At 46.2% G+C, this 17,331-nt stretch carries 15 protein-coding genes; 8 read left to right on the plus strand and 7 right to left on the minus strand.

From position 1 onward, the window contains the following. Positions 1–94: 94 nt before the first annotated feature. Together B0I27_RS16015 and B0I27_RS16020 are read left to right on the plus strand one after the other, a co-directional pair. A complete protein-coding gene (locus B0I27_RS16015) occupies positions 95–514 on the plus strand; it encodes a nucleoside-diphosphate kinase (protein WP_106295211.1) in 420 nt (139 codons plus the stop codon). A 188-nt stretch (positions 515–702) separates the two neighbouring features. Continuing rightward, positions 703–1,128, plus strand: a complete 426-nt coding sequence (locus tag B0I27_RS16020; RefSeq protein WP_146133147.1) for a nuclear transport factor 2 family protein — start codon at positions 703–705, stop codon at positions 1,126–1,128. A 66-nt stretch (positions 1,129–1,194) separates the two neighbouring features. Here the strand turns inward: B0I27_RS16020 and B0I27_RS16025 are convergent, their stop codons facing one another. Beyond that, positions 1,195–1,485, minus strand: a complete 291-nt coding sequence (locus tag B0I27_RS16025; protein WP_106295215.1) for a DciA family protein — start codon at positions 1,483–1,485, stop codon at positions 1,195–1,197. Beyond that, on the minus strand, positions 1,466–2,581 hold the full coding sequence (gene recF / locus B0I27_RS16030; protein WP_106295217.1) for a DNA replication/repair protein RecF: 1,116 nt from the start codon (positions 2,579–2,581) through the stop codon (positions 1,466–1,468). Before recF ends, B0I27_RS16025 begins: the two co-directional genes overlap by 20 nt. A 452-nt stretch (positions 2,582–3,033) precedes the next feature. Here recF and B0I27_RS16035 point away from each other — a divergent pair, with 452 nt between their 5' ends. From B0I27_RS16035 to lipA, 4 genes are all read left to right on the plus strand, one after another. Next, the gene (locus B0I27_RS16035) at positions 3,034–3,711 is read left to right on the plus strand and encodes a tetratricopeptide repeat protein (protein WP_106295219.1); all 678 of its coding nucleotides are present in this window, start codon (positions 3,034–3,036) and stop codon (positions 3,709–3,711) included. Positions 3,712–3,789: 78 nt separating this feature from the next. After that, positions 3,790–4,281: a 6,7-dimethyl-8-ribityllumazine synthase gene (gene ribH, locus B0I27_RS16040; RefSeq protein WP_106295221.1), complete on the plus strand. Its 492-nt coding sequence runs from the start codon at positions 3,790–3,792 to the stop codon at positions 4,279–4,281. 193 nt (positions 4,282–4,474) lie between these two features. Next, entirely contained in the window at positions 4,475–4,804 is a 330-nt protein-coding gene (gene ytxJ / locus B0I27_RS16045; protein WP_106295223.1) for a bacillithiol system redox-active protein YtxJ, read from the plus strand. A gap of 90 nt (positions 4,805–4,894) precedes the next feature. Beyond that, a complete protein-coding gene (lipA, locus tag B0I27_RS16050) occupies positions 4,895–5,779 on the plus strand; it encodes a lipoyl synthase (RefSeq protein ID WP_106295225.1) in 885 nt (294 codons plus the stop codon). Here lipA and B0I27_RS16055 read toward each other — a convergent pair. The 3 genes from B0I27_RS16055 to B0I27_RS16065 form a co-directional block, all read right to left on the minus strand. Beyond that, positions 5,767–7,260, minus strand: a complete 1,494-nt coding sequence (locus B0I27_RS16055; RefSeq protein WP_106295227.1) for an NAD(P)H-hydrate dehydratase — start codon at positions 7,258–7,260, stop codon at positions 5,767–5,769. The genes lipA and B0I27_RS16055 overlap by 13 nt on opposite strands. Positions 7,261–7,267: 7 nt before the next feature. Continuing rightward, positions 7,268–10,111, minus strand: coding sequence for an excinuclease ABC subunit UvrA (gene uvrA / locus B0I27_RS16060; protein ID WP_106295229.1), 2,844 nt, complete (start codon positions 10,109–10,111; stop codon positions 7,268–7,270). A 153-nt stretch (positions 10,112–10,264) separates the two neighbouring features. Beyond that, positions 10,265–11,104: a lytic transglycosylase domain-containing protein gene (locus tag B0I27_RS16065; RefSeq protein WP_181276807.1), complete on the minus strand. Its 840-nt coding sequence runs from the start codon at positions 11,102–11,104 to the stop codon at positions 10,265–10,267. Between the two features lie 212 nt (positions 11,105–11,316). Between B0I27_RS16065 and B0I27_RS16070 the strand changes: the two genes are divergently transcribed. Both B0I27_RS16070 and B0I27_RS16075 read left to right on the plus strand, forming a co-directional pair. After that, a complete protein-coding gene (locus B0I27_RS16070) occupies positions 11,317–12,912 on the plus strand; it encodes a pseudouridine synthase (RefSeq protein ID WP_106295231.1) in 1,596 nt (531 codons plus the stop codon). 80 nt (positions 12,913–12,992) lie between these two features. Then, positions 12,993–14,114, plus strand: a complete 1,122-nt coding sequence (locus B0I27_RS16075) for a lactonase family protein (protein ID WP_106295233.1) — start codon at positions 12,993–12,995, stop codon at positions 14,112–14,114. Positions 14,115–14,127: 13 nt separating this feature from the next. On the opposite strand, the gene bshA is transcribed toward B0I27_RS16075, so the two are convergent. Together bshA and B0I27_RS16085 are read right to left on the minus strand one after the other, a co-directional pair. Beyond that, positions 14,128–15,267 (minus strand): N-acetyl-alpha-D-glucosaminyl L-malate synthase BshA, encoded by a 1,140-nt coding sequence (gene bshA, locus B0I27_RS16080; protein ID WP_106295235.1) that lies wholly within the window; start codon positions 15,265–15,267, stop codon positions 14,128–14,130. A gap of 65 nt (positions 15,268–15,332) precedes the next feature. After that, the gene (locus B0I27_RS16085; protein ID WP_106295237.1) at positions 15,333–17,153 is read right to left on the minus strand and encodes a serine hydrolase domain-containing protein; all 1,821 of its coding nucleotides are present in this window, start codon (positions 17,151–17,153) and stop codon (positions 15,333–15,335) included. Between the last annotated feature and the right edge of the window lie 178 nt (positions 17,154–17,331).

Consider the following 17,331-nt stretch of genomic DNA (forward strand, 5'->3'; position numbering starts at 1 on the left):
TCATATGTTCCGCGCATGACCTCCGCTATTTACTTTTCCAAAATGTTTTATGCTCCGATTAAAATCATAATTTTGCAGCAATATAAAAAAAACGATGGCAACAAACAGAACATTTACTATGATTAAACCAGATGGCGTAGCAAACGGCCATATGGGAGCTATTATCGATGATATCACAAAAGGGGGATTCAAAATCGTCGCATTAAAGTACACCAAACTATCTGCCGAAACAGCAGGTGCATTTTATGCCGTTCATAAAGAGCGTCCTTTCTATGCAGATCTTGTTTCTTTCATGAGTTCTGGCCCTATCATCGCAGCAATCCTGGAAAAAGACAACGCAGTAGAAGATTTCCGTAAACTGATCGGCGCAACAGACCCTACTAAAGCAGAACCTGGAACTATCCGTAACAAATACGCAAAATCAATCGACGCGAACGCTGTTCACGGATCTGATTCGGACGAAAATGCAGAGATCGAAGGAAGCTTTTTCTTCTCTCAGTTAGAGCGTTTCTAAGAAATCTTAAATAAAAATCTTATGAGACCGCCTGGTAAAACAGGCGGTCTTTTTTTTCGCCGACCCAAATCCCCCTTTTACCGAAAACTTTCCTTTACTGACCTAATACAGGTTTTCATGCCGTGTTTTCTGTTCTACATTTGATTCAACAAAACAGAACAAAAACTCAAAACTTAAAACTCACTGCCATGAAAACCCTACAAACTCTGACCGTAGCATTCTTAATCACTTTGTCCATGAGCGCCTTCGCAGCCGGAGAGCCAAACAACAAAAGATTTATCATGAGCTACGCAGTCGAAACCTACATCGACGCCATGACAAACGGCGACATCAAAGAACTTCCGGCACTACTAGACGCAGACGTTAAATTCAGCAGTACACTGTCCGACAAGGTGGTAACGTTTAGCAAGCCAGCAATAGTAAGATCTTTAAAAGACATTGAAAATGTAAAACAGAATTGCGTAAGCAGCTACAAAATACTGGAGCAAAACCAGGTACAGGCCCTTATAAAAGTAAGCATGAAATACAAAGACTTCACAAAGGTGAACTATATAACCATGGAAAACACCTCCGACGGCTGGAAAATCACGAACGTGTCCAGCTCCTACAACTAATTCCCTCTCTATATATACGGCAAAGGCTTCTTCGCGGGAGCCTTTGCTATGTACAGGAATTTCTTCTTACAGGAAGACGATTTCTTCGAGCACCTGGCTACCCGCCCGCTCATTCATTTTTTCCAAAATCTGCGAACGGATCATTACCAGCTCATTTTTCAAAACAGAAGATTCCACACGGATAAATAACTTCTTCTCACGAATGTAAAGCTGCCGCGTTCGGTTAGCTACAGCCGGACCCATCATTTCAGGCCAGGCAGCTACCAGGGCCGTCTCGTCAAACTTCCTTTTAAGTTTATAAACCTGCAACATTTGCTCAATAGCTTCCTTGATCGGCTTATCGTTCGTTTTTCTCATGGCTGACAGCTCCTTTCGACACTACAAAAGTAGTTAACTCCACACCGATTGCGGCAAATATTCCTTCAATTCGTGTTCTGCTGGTATCTGTGATAAATATCTGTCCGAAGTCATCATGTGAAACCATCGTCATCAGCTTCCTGATGCGTTTATCATCCAGCTTATCGAAGATATCATCCAGCAAAAGCAAAGGCTTATAACCCTTTTTCAACTGAAGAAAGCTATACTGCGCCAACTTCAATGCGATCAGGAAAGACTTTTGCTGACCCTGAGATCCAAACTTTTTCATCGGCATCCCGTGCACACTGAAGTTCAGGTCATCCTTATGAATACCCAGGGTAGTGCGCTGCAGAAAGCGATCACGCTCAACGGAGCTTCTCAGCAGCTCATGAAAGTCATTGTCAAATAAAGGAGATTCATATTTCAGCTCTGCCTGTTCGGCGTCTTCGGTCAGGTACTGATAATGCTTTTGAAAAACAGGAATAAACACTGCCATGAAATCTTTCCTTTTCTCAAAGATCTTTTGTCCGGATGCAACAAGCTGATCGTCCAAAATGGCGAGCAGCTCCGGATCATAGCTTCCCCGCTCGGCGATCGACTTAAGCATCGCATTCCGGTTCAGCAGGTTTTTATTATATACAATCAGCTCGTCGAGATATTGCGCATCGGTTTGAGAGATCACATTATCTATAAAACGGCGACGTTCCTCGCTCCCCTCTGTAATAATATTCACGTCATTCGGCGAAATCATTACCGAGGGGAAAAGGCCGATATGATCCGCCAGACGCTGATATTCCTTCTTATTTCTTCTGAACTGCTTTTTTTGGTTGCGCTTCAGCGAGCAGGAGACAACCTCCCTGGCACTGTCTTTATCGAAAGAACCCTGCACCATGAAGAAATCAGCGTTGCTTCTTATTTGCTGGGTATCGATGGGGTTGAAATAACTTTTACATAGCGAAAGGTAATGGATGGCATCCAACAAATTGGTTTTTCCTGCTCCATTATCCCCTGTGAAAGCATTTACCGTCGGCGAAAGCGCCAGTTCTGCTTCTTCGTAATTTTTAAAATTTAGTAATGTTAGTTTCTCCAGCCACATACGATCTGCTACAAACCTAGATAAAATCAGAGTATATAAGAAGAGGCTATATCATTAATTAAATGCACGCCGGCAGGAACGGGTCTCTGCTCTATACATCCGTTCATCATCAGTAAGTGACCAACTGGTGGCAAGCTGGTGGGTGTAGCTACAGTGATGCCACGGTGCAGCCACGTTGAGGCCACGTTTTTCCGGAAAAAGGTGGCCTCACCGTGGCCTCACTGTGGCCGCATGGTGGCATCACCCTCTAGCTTGCCACCAGCAAACCTTAACGATACCACCAGCAAACCAAGCGCTCCATACCGAAGGTCTTCCAGAGCTGCCTGACGCCACTGATCAGGTACCAGCGCAAACCTATAATTTCAACTTTCTAAAACAATTCCTCTTTTATTCCTCAGACCACTTGACAGTAACCCTTAAAAATGTATTTTTGCAAACTTTAACTAACGCAAATGGCGACAAATCAAACGGATACTACAACTCAGTCTAACATGATGAACAACCCAGGAAGTTTTGTGCAGGAGAATAAGAAAAGTCTGGCCATCATTGGTGGAGCTATAGTAGCACTTATATTACTGTACATCGGATATCAGCAATTCTACCTGGCACCTCGTGCAAAGACTGCTGCGAATGAAATGTTTAAGGCAGAAGAATATATAGCTGTTGACTCTCTGGCAGACAGAGCGATCAAAGGCGACGGTTCTTATCCGGGATTTGAAAAGATCGCAGAAGAGTATTCAAGCACTAAATCTGCCAACCTGGCTAACGCTTACCTTGGTGGATTATACCTGCAAAAAGGTGAATTTGAAAAAGCTATTGACGCTTTAGGAAACTACAGCAGCACGGGCAGTCCGGTTATCGACCCATTGGTTTTAGGAATGATGGGAGATGCGCATTCAGAACTGAAGCAATACGATAAATCGATCACTTACTATAAAAAGGCAGCTGACAAATCAGACAATACCTTTACCGCTCCTCTTTTCTTAAAGAAACTGGGTTTGGTTTATGAAGAGCAAAAAGACTTCAAGGCAGCTGCAGAGTCTTACAAGAAGATCAAAGAAAAGTATCCAACAAGCTATGAAGCATCTGTTGTAGATGCTTATATCGCTCGCGCAGAGGCTGCTTTGTAATTTCAGAATTAAAAAACACACGAAATGGTTATCTTCAGGGTAACCATTTTTCATTTACAACGGTTTCATTAATACACTATGGCAACTCAGCTGAAAAACCTTTCCGACTTTTCTCATACGACAATTCCCTCATCAGCAGACTTCAGGTTCGCGATTATTACCGCTCAGTGGAATGCTGAAGTTACAGGCGCTTTGTATCAGGGGGCTTATGATATGCTGATCCAGCAGGGCACTCCCGAAGACAACATTATATCTGTTGCCGTGCCGGGTAGTTACGAGCTGATTGCCGGAGCAGAGATGATGCTGAGCTCCAGGAAAGTAGATGCGGTGATTTGCCTTGGCTGCATCATCCAGGGAGACACGCCTCATTTTGATTACATCTGCAATGGCGTGGCCAACGGAATCGCTAACGTAGGAATCAAACACAGCGTCCCGGTAATTTTTGGGGTTCTGACAACCCTCAACCTGGAACAGGCACAGGAAAGAGCCGGCGGTAAACACGGAAATAAAGGCACTGAAGCTGCGGCTTCTGCAATACTAATGGCAGATCTTCAGCGTTCATTAAAATAAACAAAAGCCGAAGCCAGCTTGTTATTGATATTGTTTGACTTATTTTTCGCATGAAAAGAATTTTTCTCGGCCTTGTGGTTTTAATCGTACTATCCACCTGCCTACAGTCGTGTTCCAACAAGTTATGTCCGGCTTATAACTCATATCCGAAGTCCCGAAGATAGCCAGGCGCTTCTTCATCAACACTTTTCCCATGAACTGGATCCAACTAGAATCTATAAAACAACTACAGGACATTAAAAACGCTCCCGGTCATAGCATCATATTCAAGCACAGCACCCGTTGCTCCATCAGCATGATGGCCAGAAAGAGGTTTGAGCTGGATGAAGATGCTATTCCTGAAGGTACGCCCCTGTACTTTCTTGATTTAATCAGGCATCGGGACGTTTCCGGCGCAGTAGCGGAGCTTTTCAATGTTTATCATGAATCGCCACAGGTACTCGTCATCAAGGATGGCATCTGCATTTACCACGCATCACATGGAGAAATCTCCGGTGAAGTGGCCTCTGCACATATTTCCTAGGCATCGTTTAAGTATCTTTATATCTAAGGAGATTGTCATTTCCACTGCCCCGTAGCAGATATCTTAGATCTAATTAATTACATTTGTGCTATGATTGAATTGCCGGTAATACCTGCCAACCAGGCTCAGCGGAGACCAAATTGGCTAAGGGTGAAACTACCCGTGGGAAAAGAATACGCGAATGTAAGAGGATTAGTGGATACTCATAAGCTTCACACGATTTGTGAAAGCGGCAATTGCCCGAATATGGGTGAGTGCTGGGGTGCTGGTACCGCTACATTTATGATCCTTGGCAATATCTGCACACGCTCCTGCTCGTTTTGCGCAGTGGCTACAGGACGCCCGCTGGCGGTTGACCTGGATGAGCCTAACCGCGTGGCGAATTCAATCAAACTAATGAGCGTTAAGCATGCGGTGATTACATCGGTTGACCGCGATGACCTGAAAGATGGAGGCTCGATTATCTGGGCTGAAACCATTCGTGCCATTCGCAGGGAAAGTCCGGAAACCACCATGGAAACGCTTATCCCCGATTTCAGAGGCATCTGGGATAATCTCTACCGCGTTTGCGAAGAGCGTCCGGAAGTAATTTCGCATAATATTGAGACGGTAAAACGCCTCACCCGCGAAGTTCGTATCCAGGCGAAATACGATCGTAGCATGGAAGCGTTGAAGCGGATATCCGAGTTCGGCATACGCACCAAATCAGGCATCATGCTTGGTCTGGGCGAAACGGAAGCGGATGTAATCGAGACCATGCAGGATCTTGCTGATACAGGAGTTCATATTCTGACTCTCGGACAGTATCTACAACCTACTAAAAATCACCATCCGGTAATTGACTGGATCCACCCGGATCAGTTTGCTAAATACAAGGAAATTGGTCAGGATATGGGATTCAAGTATGTAGAAAGCGGACCGCTGGTTCGTTCTTCCTATCACGCAGAAAAGCATCTTTTTGATCAGGTAAGATAAGCGGCGATCGTTGAGGGCAGCTTGCGCAGCAGATCTGATGCCGGAATAACGTAGTCGGGGGTCTTCTGACCGATTGCTCCGTGCAGATATACACCAAGCATCGCGGCGTCTTCCGGCTTGTAGCCTTGTGCGATGAAAGAGGTGATAATCCCGGTCAGCACATCACCCATGCCACCGGTCGCCATTGCGGGACTTCCCGTCGGATTAAACAGGCATGTTCCGTCGGGCAGAAAAATCACAGTATAGCGATTCTTCAGAACGATGGTACAACCAAGAGTCATGGCCCTGTCGCGACCACTCTCTAAACGCTCCCACCAGGATTTATGTTCTCCAAACAGGCGATCGAACTCTTTCATGTGGGGCGTGAGTACGGAGCCTTCGGGAATGAGCTGCACCAGTTCATAATTGCTGGCGATCAGAGTCAAAGCGTCGGCATCCAAAACCATCGGTTTTTGGTAGGTCCGCATTATCCGGGTAAGGAGCTTGAGACTGTTAGCTTCCGTTCCTAAGCCCGGACCAATCCCCAGAGAAGTGTATTTATCAGCGTTAAGGTCCAGTTCCTGAGCTCCAGTCCTGACGAGTGCCATTATTTCCGGTGCTCTGCTGTTCAGGGCAGTGAGCCCTTCCTCAGGTATACATGCGGTGGTCAGGCCTGCCCCGGAGTACAAACATGCTTCTGCACTTAAAAGCGCTGCGCCCATTGTTTCTGCTGAGCCTGCTACCATCAAGGCATGTCCATAAGTTCCCTTGTGGCTAAAGTTGTCGCGCTTTACCAGGCGACAAGCGATATCTTCTTTTTCAATGAGCTTATAGGGAGAGTCAAGGGACTGTATATACGCCTCGTCGAGGCCTATATCTACTACGCGGTGTTCCCCGAGGAAAAAGGCCGATTCAGGCAGTAAAAAGTTGATCTTAGGTCGCTGGAATGTGATGGCTAATTTGGCATGAACAACACAATCATCTGCAGTCAAAGGCCCTTCGGCCCTGAATCCTGTCGGCATATCCACCGCTATAACTTTCTTATTCCAGAAATTTATCTTCTTCACGAGTGCCTCCCACTTCCCGCTGAGCGGCTTATTCAGGCCAGAGCCCAGCATAGCGTCTATCAAAAGCACCGCAGGCTCTTCCGTCAGTTCTGCGGCGTCGCGTATCTCCCGTACCGGGATCTTATAGGAGCTGAGCGCTTCCAGATTAGCAATAAAGTCTGCGCTGCTTTTTTCCGTAAATCGAACAATCTTGATGTCAAGCGCCTGAAAACCTTTGTCGTGAAGCATGCGCGCTATGGAAAGACCATCGCCCCCATTATTTCCGGTACCACAGTAGATCGCTATGCTATTGTACTTCTCAGAAAACTCGCTCATGAAAGAACTTACAAACGCGCCGGCCGCCTTTTCCATCAGGTCAAGGGAGCTGATCTTTGCTGAATCGATCGTCTGCGCGTCTGCAGCACGCATCTGTTCCGTGTTGAGAAGATTTTCCATAGCCTATCTAACGTCGCATTTCCAGTTTCAGGAATTGTCCGGTAAAGCTCTTTTTTACTTTTGTCAGTCCCTCGGGAGTTCCTTCGAAGAGAACCTGTCCTCCGCCGGCGCCACCTTCAGGACCCAGGTCGATTACCCAATCTGCTACTTTAACCACATCGAGGTTGTGTTCAATTACCAAAATGGTATTTCCATGATCTACCAGGCGGTTTAAAACCCCCAGCAAGACATTGATGTCTTCAAAATGGAGACCCGTGGTAGGTTCATCCAATATATAGAAGGTTTTTCCTGTATCTTTCTTGGAAAGCTCGGTAGCCAGCTTCACACGCTGTGCTTCACCACCCGAGAGTGTTGTTGACGATTGTCCGAGTTTGATATAGCCCAGGCCGACATCGTAGAGCGTTTTTATTTTCCGGTGGATGGAGGGAATCAGCTCAAAGAATTCTACCGCCTCTTCAATGCTCATATCCAGCACATCGCTGATGGATTTTCCTTTATAGCGCACCTCCAGGGTTTCGCGGTTATAGCGTCTGCCGTTGCATTCCTCACAAGGAACCTGCACATCAGGCAGGAAGTTCATTTCAATAATCTTCATTCCGGCACCCTGACAGGTTTCGCATCTTCCTCCTTTAACGTTGAAGGAGAAGCGTCCGGGTTTATATCCCCTGATCTTTGCTTCGGGCAGGCCGACAAACAGGTTGCGGATATCCGAGAACACGCCGGTATACGTAGAAGGATTGGAACGAGGCGTACGACCTATCGGCGTCTGGTCAATTTCGATCACCTTATCAATATGCTCCAGACCTTCGATAGCCTTAAAAGGCATCGGTGTCTTCTTCGCTCTGAAGAAATGTTTGTTGAGTATAGGATATAGCGTCTCGGCGATAAGACTTGATTTTCCGCTCCCGGACACACCGGTAACACAGATCAGCTTTCCAAGAGGAAATGACACGGTTACATTACGCAGGTTGTTCCCCGTTGCATTCCGGAGAATCAGCTGCTCGCCGGTGCCTTTTCTTCTTTCGGCAGGTATGGCAATCTCTTTTTCTCCGCTGAGGTAGGCGTTGGTAAGAGTTTTTGCCAGTCTTACCTCTGAGGGAGTACCCTGAGCGACGACCTGACCACCGTGAACACCCGCTGCCGGCCCCATATCGATTACATGATCGGCTTCGAGGATCATGTCCTTGTCATGCTCTACCACAAGTACGGAGTTACCGATATCGCGAAGGTTCTTCAGTGCGGAAATAAGGCGTGCATTATCCCGCTGATGAAGTCCGATACTCGGCTCATCCAATATATAAAGCACATTAACGAGCTGCGACCCGATCTGGGTAGCCAGACGAATACGCTGCGCCTCTCCTCCGGAGAGGGTCCTGGCAGTTCTGTTAAGGGTCAGGTAGTTCAGGCCTACATCCAGAAGAAAGCCTAGTCTGGAACGGATCTCCTTTAGTATTTCCTTCGCGATAATACTCTGCCGCTCGTTGAGACGGGATTCCACTTCATCAAACCAGAGGGACAGGCTGTTGATATCCATAGAGGCGAGCTCATAGATATTCTTTTCGCCAACCTTGAAATGGAGGGATTCTTTTTTAAGTCGGGCACCGTGACATACCGGACAAACCTTTAATACACGGAAGTCGTCCAGATCTTTCAGCATATCTTCTGCCTTTTTCTCAGACTGTTCCTCAAGCATCTTGATGATGCCATCAAATGTTACCTGATAATTCTGGACATTCCACTTATTATACTGAACCGGTACGGTCAACAGCTCATCAGAGCCGTGCAATATAATTTCCAAAATGTCTTTGGGTAGTTTCTCGATAGGATCAGACAAAGAAAACTCTTTCTTTTTGCTGAGGGCCTTCAGCATCTGGAAGATCCAGGTTTCCCTGAACTCACCTATAGGTGCCAGCCCCCCTTTCATTATACTCAGCTTTGGATCAGGAATAACGGATGATTCGTCGATCTCGTAGATGGAACCCAGGCCATCACAGCGTTCGCAGGCCCCATAAGGAGAGTTGAACGAAAAGGTGTTAGGTTGAGGTTCATCATAGGAGATACCAGACTCCGGATCCATCAGGTATTTACTGAAAAAGAACTCGTTATTGTCCTGGTCGGCGATCTTGATGATGCCCTTTGCGATTTTTAGTGCTGACTGGATAGAGCTGTAGAGGCGCTTTGAATCTTTCTCCGTTACGTTGAGCCTGTCAACGACCATCTCGATATCGTGGATGCGGTAACGGTCCAGTTGCATTTTTGGTGTGAGATCAACGATTTCCCCATCTACACGAACCTTCAGGTAGCCTTGCTTACGGATCTGTTCGAAAAGCTCACGATAGTGGCCCTTACGGCCTTTCACCACGGGAGCTAAGATATTGACAGCTTTACCGTCAAACTGCTGTAGTATACTGCGGAGCATCTGATCTTCAGACATGCGCTCCATTTTTTTACCCGTTACATACGAATAAGCATCTGCCGTTCTTGCGAATAAAAGACGCATGAAGTCATAGATCTCTGTTATGGTACCTACCGTAGAACGTGGATTTTTAGAGGTTGTCTTTTGTTCGATGGCGATGACGGGACTTAATCCGGAAATCTTATCCACATCCGGACGTTCCATTCCACCGAGGAATTGTCTGGAATAGGCGCTGAAGGTTTCCATGTAACGTCTTTGCCCCTCCGCATATATCGTATCAAAAGCCAGCGATGACTTGCCACTTCCACTGAGGCCGGTAATGACTACCAGCTGGTTCCTCGGAAATGATACGTCGATATTTTTAAGGTTATGAACCCTGGCTCCGTAAACCTCTACCTCACTTTGCTCGCCAAGATCTGGTGTGCTTTTATTCATTAATTTGTATCTCTAGAAATATGGACGATAAAGATCGGGTAATAGTCTGTAATTAACATCCTGTCTGTGTAATTTTAGGAGCAAAGGTCCTGACGCATATTTCTCCCCAGAAGTTAGCATCAGAACCTTCGCTCTTAAAAAATTAACAAAAATCTAGAGGTCTTGTTTCCGGAGAAGATTAAGCGCATCGATGGCGTTGCGCTCGGTAACAGGATCGATAACCCGGTGTTTCGGCTGCTCCGTATCACGGGCAAGGAGGCTCTCTCCTCTTCTGGCAAATCCGTATTTAATTGGATTTTCAATTACTTCTTTCATGGAAGCCAGCTTGTAGACGTAGGAAGCTGTCTCCCTGTTTAACTTCAGCTTAAAGTAATTGTCATGTCCCTGGACCGCAATCTGTCTCTTTAAGCTATTCTCACCAACGTTATATGCAGCGGCGACAAGGGTCCAGTTATTGAACTCCTTATACAAGTCGCGCAAATATTTCGCGGCAGCAACAGTAGACTTTCTCATATTTTGTCTGTCGTCACGGGAACGGTTAACCACCAGTCCGTAACTCCTTGCTGTTTGTGGCATAAACTGCCAGTAGCCGGACGCTCCTTTAGGAGATGTTCCTCCAACTAAGCCACTTTCAACCAAAGGAAGATATTTGAAGTCTTCCGGAATGCCGTACTGCTTGAGTATCGGCTCGATTACAGGAAACCAGCGTGCAGCTCTTTGGTGCAACCGATTTGTCTGAATATGCTCATAACTGCTGGCTTTTAAATACTTTTCCATCCTCTGGGAAACCTTTACATGCTGTACCGGTATTTCCTCGCTGGCAAACTCAAATGAGATGACAGGGGATGATTCTTTTTCGTCGCGGGGAGAAGGGACATCCACTTTTTGTGGAAACGACTTAACGTGTGTTACTGAAGTTTTGCTGACACCTACTTTTGCTAAAACGGTGATCAGAACAACTGCAATACACGCGATCAAATGTTTCTTAATCATGCGTACCTTACTATGTTTATTATTAAAAAGACCACAAAGGTACGGAATATATATGTGATACACAAGCACTTATGTTTTATACCCTAAAAACCAGGGTGTTAATAACCATTTTTTCACACTTTTCGACCAAACTTATTAGCAAACACTATACAGGTTTAATTGTTAAATTTTGACTAACTTTGCCCCCCATTTAAATAGGTTAGCAGTATAACATGCCAAATAGTAACAATCGGAAAAGTCGCGAGGACAAGTCCTTCAATAACAACCGTTTCGACGCAAGTTCAAAAAACGATCGTCAGGAAAGGTCAAACACAGAAAACAAAAGAAAGTTTGACGGCGACCGCAAACAGTCGTACGGGGATCGCCCCACAAGGTCTGAAAGACCATCGTCAGACGAAAGAGGACAGGATCGCAGAACAAGCGGCGATCGTCCATTCGCAAAAAGACCATTCAGTCAGGATTCAAGAGAAAAAAGCCGTGATTCAAGATCAGGAGGAGAGCGTTCTTCCGACAGAAGATCATTTGGCGGAGACAAGAGAGAAGGATTTTCATCAGGCCGTCCGCAAGGAGACCGTCCTTATGAAAAGAAAGCTTTTGAAAGAAGACCATTTGGCGAAGACAAACGAGGAGGCGCTTCAGGCGGCCGCAGCACGGGAGACCGTCCGTTCGAAAAGAAATCATTCGACAGAAGACCGTCTGGTGATGACAGAAGATCAGGAGCAGCAGGCAGCAGACCACAAAGCGACCGTCCTTTCGAAAGAAAACCTTTTGGAAGCGACAGAAAGCCTTTCGGAGAAGATAAGAGAGAAAGGCGCCCATACGGTGATGACAGAAAGCCTTTCGGAGAAGATAAGAGAGAAAGACGCCCATACGGTGATGACAGAAAGCCGGGAAGACCGTCTGACAGACCGCAGTCTGAGCGCCCGTACGAGAAGAAGCCTTTTCGCACTGACGAGAGAAGAAGCGGCGACAGAAGACCTTCTGACCGCCGTGCAGATACCGGTGAGAACCGTACCTGGACCTCGGAAGAGCATGTTGGCAAGCCAAACATGCGTCTGCGGAAGAAGACAACAGCGCCCTCCGGAGTTTCAGACCTTATCCGTCTGAACAGATACATTGCAAATGCCGGCATCTGCTCACGCAGGAAGGCAGATGAGTTGATTGAAGCAGGCGTTATCAGCGTAAACGGGGAGGCCGTCACCGAGCTTGGTCACAAGATCAATCCGATGACAGACGTCATCCGTTATAACGGAGCAACTCTGAAGCGCGAAAAGATGACTTATGTGCTTCTGAACAAGCCAAAGGATTATATCACCACTACTGACGACCCTCAGGAACGCAGAACGGTTATGCAACTGGTTGAGAAAGCTTCCAAGGAGCGGATCTACCCTATCGGAAGACTGGATAGAAACACAACCGGTTTGTTACTGATGACCAATGACGGTGATCTTGCTGACAAACTTTCTCACCCGCGTAATAATATCACCAAGATCTACCAGGTGGAGCTTAGTAAGAGCTTGAGTCAGGGAGACCTGAATAAGATCGCTTTCGGCCTGGAGCTGGAAGATGGCCTGATCAAGGTTGACGAAATAAGTTATGTTGCAGGGGCAAGTAAAAAAGAAGTTGGCGTTCAGATCCATAGCGGTAAAAATCGTATCGTAAGAAGGATCTTCGAACACCTCGGTTATGAAGTAGTGAAACTTGACAGGGTTGTTTATGCCAACCTGACCAAGAAAGACCTTCCAAGAGGCCGATGGAGATATTTGGATGAAAAGGAAATCATCCAGCTTAAGCATCTGATAAAGTAAAAAACAAAACCCCGGAACAATTCGGGGTTTTGTTTTTTATAGGAGTATAAAGTGTTTATCTTAGTGTATAACCCTGATAAATGAAAAGAAATATCTTTATCCTGCTTATGGCATCTCTTACGATTGGAAACACGTACGCACAAAAGCGAAATCTCGTTATTGGTACCTATACAAAGAACGGAAAGAGCGAAGGTATTTATGTTTATGAGTTCGATAGCCAGACAGGCAAAGCAACCTATAAAAACAAGGCAACGGGGGTTGCTAACCCGTCTTACCTGGACATCAGCAAGGATGGCAAGTTTGTTTATGCAGCCAACGAAAATAAAGAGGGTGGCGTAAGCGCATTTTCTTTTGACCCTGTAACAGGAGCCCTGCAGCTTCTCAACAGTCAGCCGACCCATGGCAGCTCAGCCTGCTATATCGACATTGACAACAGCAGGAAATTTGTATTCTCCGCAAATTATGGCTCGGGTAACCTGGTTGTATATCCGGTGCAAAAAGACGGGTCACTGGCCCCGGCGGCTCAGGTGATTCAACATACCGGTAGCAGTGCCGACCCAAACCGTCAGAAGTCTTCTCATGTACATTCGACAATCCTTTCACCAGATCAGAAGTTTCTGCTGGTGAGTGACCTCGGCACAGATAAGATTTCCAGCTACGCTTTCGATAACAAGAATATCAAAGAGCCCTTAAGACCGGCTGATCCTCCTTTTGCTACTGCGGCGCCGGGAAGCGGACCAAGGCACCTGGATTTTCACCCCAACAGCCGTTATGTTTATGCCCTGATGGAAATGACCGGGGATGTTATTGTTTATTCTTATAAGAACGGAAGCCTGAATGCCGTTCAGACAATTTCCATGCTTGCACCGGATTTCAGAGGAAAAACGGGAGCGGCGGACATTCATGTATCTCCCGATGGGAAATTTGTATATGCATCTAACCGGGGTGACGCCAACGAAATCGTGATATTTAGCATTGACCAAAGCACTGGAAAGCTTACAGTTGCAGGCCGACAGTCAACACTTGGAAAAACGCCAAGGAATTTCGTTATCGACCAGGCAGGCGATTATCTTCTGGCCGCCAATCAGGACAGCGACCAGGTCGTGATATTTAAGAGAGACCAGCAGAGCGGGCAATTAACGGATACGGGTGAAAGGATTGACGTAGGAATGCCCGTTTGTTTGAAACTTAGCGGAAAATAAAATTCCGGTGTCACTATTGGGTTACCGGATTCTTTTCTATTACTTCTCTGTAGTAATCTTCATAGATCGGAAGGATGAAGCTCAGGTCAAATTCTTTTGCTCTGGCCAGCGCATTGGCTTTAAATTCGGCCAGGCGCTCCCTGTCTTCAAGAATATAAACTGCGTTTCTCGCCATGTCTTCCACATCTCCGACATTGCTCATGAAGCCTGTAACACCCTGAATGTTCAGTTCAGGCAAGCCCCCTGCGTTTGAGGATATCACGGGTACCTGACAGGCCATCGCTTCCAGTGCTGCCAATCCAAAGCTTTCTGATTCTGAAGGCATCAGAAAGAGATCTGCAACGGAAAGAATTTCTTCTACTGCCTCTTGTTTTCCAAGATATCTTACATTGTCGCAAATACCCAGGTCGCGGCACAGCCTTTCACAGTTTGCACGGTCTGGACCATCACCCACCATCAGCAGCTTGGAGGGAATAGTTTGGAGCACTTTATGAAACACGCGAACAACATCCTTTGCTCTCTTCACTTTGCGGAAGTTAGAAGTGTGGACCATTATCAGTTCATTGTTCGGCGCAATTGCCTTTTTGAAATGATCCTTCCGTTTTTGACTGAAGCGGGTAAGATCTATAAAATTGGGAATCACTTTGATATCATTGGTGATTTCGAAATGGTCATAGGTATCTTTTCGCAAGTGTTCAGAAACAGCAGTTACTCCGTCGGACTTGTTGATGGAGAATGTCACAACCGGCTTAAAGGTCACGTCCTTCCCTACCAGCGTGATATCCGTTCCGTGCAACGTGGTTACTACAGGTATATTGATTCCATAGGTAGCCAGTATCTGCTTGGCCATAAAGGCAGCAGATGCGTGGGGAATGGCGTAATGCACATGCAGCAGATCCAGTTTTTCGAACCGTACCACATCTACCAGTTTGCTGGCCAGAACCAGCTCGTATGGCGGATAATCAAACAATGGATACTGAGAAACGGACACTTCATGGTAAAATAAGTTTTCCGAGAAGAAGTCTAGTCTGGCTGGCTGACTATAGGTGATAAAGTGGACCTGATGGCCGTTATCTGCAAGTGCCTTGCCCAGCTCAGTGGCCACTACTCCGCTTCCGCCAAATGTCGGATAGCATACGATTCCAATTTTCATTTTGCAAAATAAAAGGAAAAAGACGAAGATATTGTTTGGTTCGGGTAAATTAAATAGCTACCCGACTATAAAACAGCCTTATTAATTGCCTGATAAATGGCGTCCTGAATCTTTGGTCTTACCCGCAGGCTGCTGAGCTTGTTTGCAGGCTGCTCATAAAGCCGGTTTGACAGAAATATATAGATGAGCTTACTCTTCGGATCTACCCATACACACGTTCCGGTAAAACCGGTATGTCCATAGGTTTGAGGAGATGCGAGTTCTGAAGGGTATCTGTTTACCGGATCCGGATCCCAGCGGTCAAATCCAAGCCCCCTTCTACTAACATTGCTCTGTCTGCTGGTGAACATATCAATAGTTGAAGGCTGAAAGTACTGCTTGCCGCCGTAGATCCCCCCGTTCAACATCATCTGGAACAGTATCGCGAGGTCGTTTGCTGAGGAAAACAGCCCGGCATGTCCGGCAACTCCGCCAGCAAGTGCGGCCCCCTGATCATGGACATATCCCTCAATGAGGGTCTTTCTGAAATAAGTATCTTTCTCTGTAGGAACAATTTCCGACTTGTCGAAGCGCAGGCGGGGGGCGAAGCCAGCATATTTCATGCCCAGTGGTTTATAAAATTCGTTTTGCACGTACTGATCCATGGGTTCGGATGCTTGTCGTTCAATAATTTCTTTCATAAAGTACATGCTCAGATCACTATATACGTACTTGCCTGGAGTACGTAATCCGCTGTTGAGCATTTTTGGCAACATGACATCATTGTAGTAATCGCGTTTTATATAGTAGTTGTCGGCTACTTTAATCGGGAACACATCGGAAGAATCGCGACTGAACTCCCCCGGCTTAAGCGAATTATGAAATGGAATGTAAGATACCAGGCCTGCCTGATGAAGCATCAGGTCGCGAACGGGAATAGATTTTTTGTTGGTTTCCCTGGCAAGAGGCAGATAGTAGCCCATAGCAGAGTCAAGACTCAGCTTGTTTTGTTCGTAAAGGCGCATGGAAGCGATGGTTGTTGCAGCGATCTTGGATACAGAAGCCAGGTCAAAGATGTCATTCACACGCGTTTCCCTTTTTTTCTCGTAAGTGTGGGATCCATAAGCCTTGTCGAATATAACCCTGCCATCCTTCACTACCATTACAACAGCACCCGGTGTAACGCGCTGAGCAATAGCTGATCTTACTATATTGTCTATTGGTCGCTCCAAGTCGCCGGAGTTGATTCCCAGTTCCTCAGGTACAGTGTAGGAAAGTCTGATGGTTGCGGTATGAAACCCGTCACCTGCCTTGAACTTCGGTGAAACGGTGGCGGGCAGCTTAGAGCTGGCCGCGGTTCCGCCAAATATAAGTTGTGCGGTAAAGCTTGCAGAGGACGGCGAATCCGAAGCCGACCATATCACGGGTGATTTCAGACTATCGAGATGTGCGAGAGTACTGGCAGTGCTATAAAGCACAACAATGAGCTGCTTGCTACGCTCCATATCTTGAAGGAATCTCAGGGTACTTTCCCTGTAGATAGCTTGTTGACTGACCTGAACGATAACCGCGTTATAGAGTTTCAGATCTGCACTCAGTGAATTAAGATTTGGCTGGGATGAATAGGCCTCTGCAGAAAAACGGTCGACAGTTGTGTATTTATTCGCTATACTGTCAAACATTGTCGCGTTCTCTGATCCAATATTCACACTCGCAAAGCGTTTCTTATCGAGATCGATAACAGGGACAAAGGAAGAGTCATTTTGTAATAAAACAGTTGATTGACGGCTTGCTCTCATTTGTTCCAGCCAGGTCAGCGATGGATTATGACAGGAAGATGCAAAGGAGCTTACGGTGATTAGCAGGGACAGGATAGATATAGAGGAATATATACAGTACTTGAACATATGAAAATGGATAGATTATGACTTAAACGAAATTTTAAGAAATAATTGTCTTTAAAAAAAGAAAGCCCGGGGGATTCCCGGGCCTGGTTAGTTTGAGTGTTTTTCCCATCTCAAAGACAGCTCGGCTTCTGGCCAGCTTACGAGGCAAGCCATTTAATGAAATTTAAAGCTGAGTGGT

This window comes from Arcticibacter pallidicorallinus (assembly GCF_003002875.1).
Lineage (GTDB): Bacteria > Bacteroidota > Bacteroidia > Sphingobacteriales > Sphingobacteriaceae > Arcticibacter > Arcticibacter pallidicorallinus.

Coding starts and splice junctions, on each gene's coding strand:
- B0I27_RS16015 (WP_106295211.1), top strand. CDS start 95: ATGGCAACAAACAGAACATTTACTATGATTAAACCAGATGGCGTAGCA.
- B0I27_RS16020 (WP_146133147.1), top strand. CDS start 703: ATGAAAACCCTACAAACTCTGACCGTAGCATTCTTAATCACTTTGTCC.
- B0I27_RS16025 (WP_106295215.1), bottom strand. CDS start 1,485: ATGAGAAAAACGAACGATAAGCCGATCAAGGAAGCTATTGAGCAAATG.
- recF (WP_106295217.1), bottom strand. CDS start 2,581: ATGTGGCTGGAGAAACTAACATTACTAAATTTTAAAAATTACGAAGAA.
- B0I27_RS16035 (WP_106295219.1), top strand. CDS start 3,034: ATGGCGACAAATCAAACGGATACTACAACTCAGTCTAACATGATGAAC.
- ribH (WP_106295221.1), top strand. CDS start 3,790: ATGGCAACTCAGCTGAAAAACCTTTCCGACTTTTCTCATACGACAATT.
- ytxJ (WP_106295223.1), top strand. CDS start 4,475: ATGAACTGGATCCAACTAGAATCTATAAAACAACTACAGGACATTAAA.
- lipA (WP_106295225.1), top strand. CDS start 4,895: ATGATTGAATTGCCGGTAATACCTGCCAACCAGGCTCAGCGGAGACCA.
- B0I27_RS16055 (WP_106295227.1), bottom strand. CDS start 7,260: ATGGAAAATCTTCTCAACACGGAACAGATGCGTGCTGCAGACGCGCAG.
- uvrA (WP_106295229.1), bottom strand. CDS start 10,111: ATGAATAAAAGCACACCAGATCTTGGCGAGCAAAGTGAGGTAGAGGTT.
- B0I27_RS16065 (WP_181276807.1), bottom strand. CDS start 11,104: ATGATTAAGAAACATTTGATCGCGTGTATTGCAGTTGTTCTGATCACC.
- B0I27_RS16070 (WP_106295231.1), top strand. CDS start 11,317: ATGCCAAATAGTAACAATCGGAAAAGTCGCGAGGACAAGTCCTTCAAT.
- B0I27_RS16075 (WP_106295233.1), top strand. CDS start 12,993: ATGAAAAGAAATATCTTTATCCTGCTTATGGCATCTCTTACGATTGGA.
- bshA (WP_106295235.1), bottom strand. CDS start 15,267: ATGAAAATTGGAATCGTATGCTATCCGACATTTGGCGGAAGCGGAGTA.
- B0I27_RS16085 (WP_106295237.1), bottom strand. CDS start 17,153: ATGTTCAAGTACTGTATATATTCCTCTATATCTATCCTGTCCCTGCTA.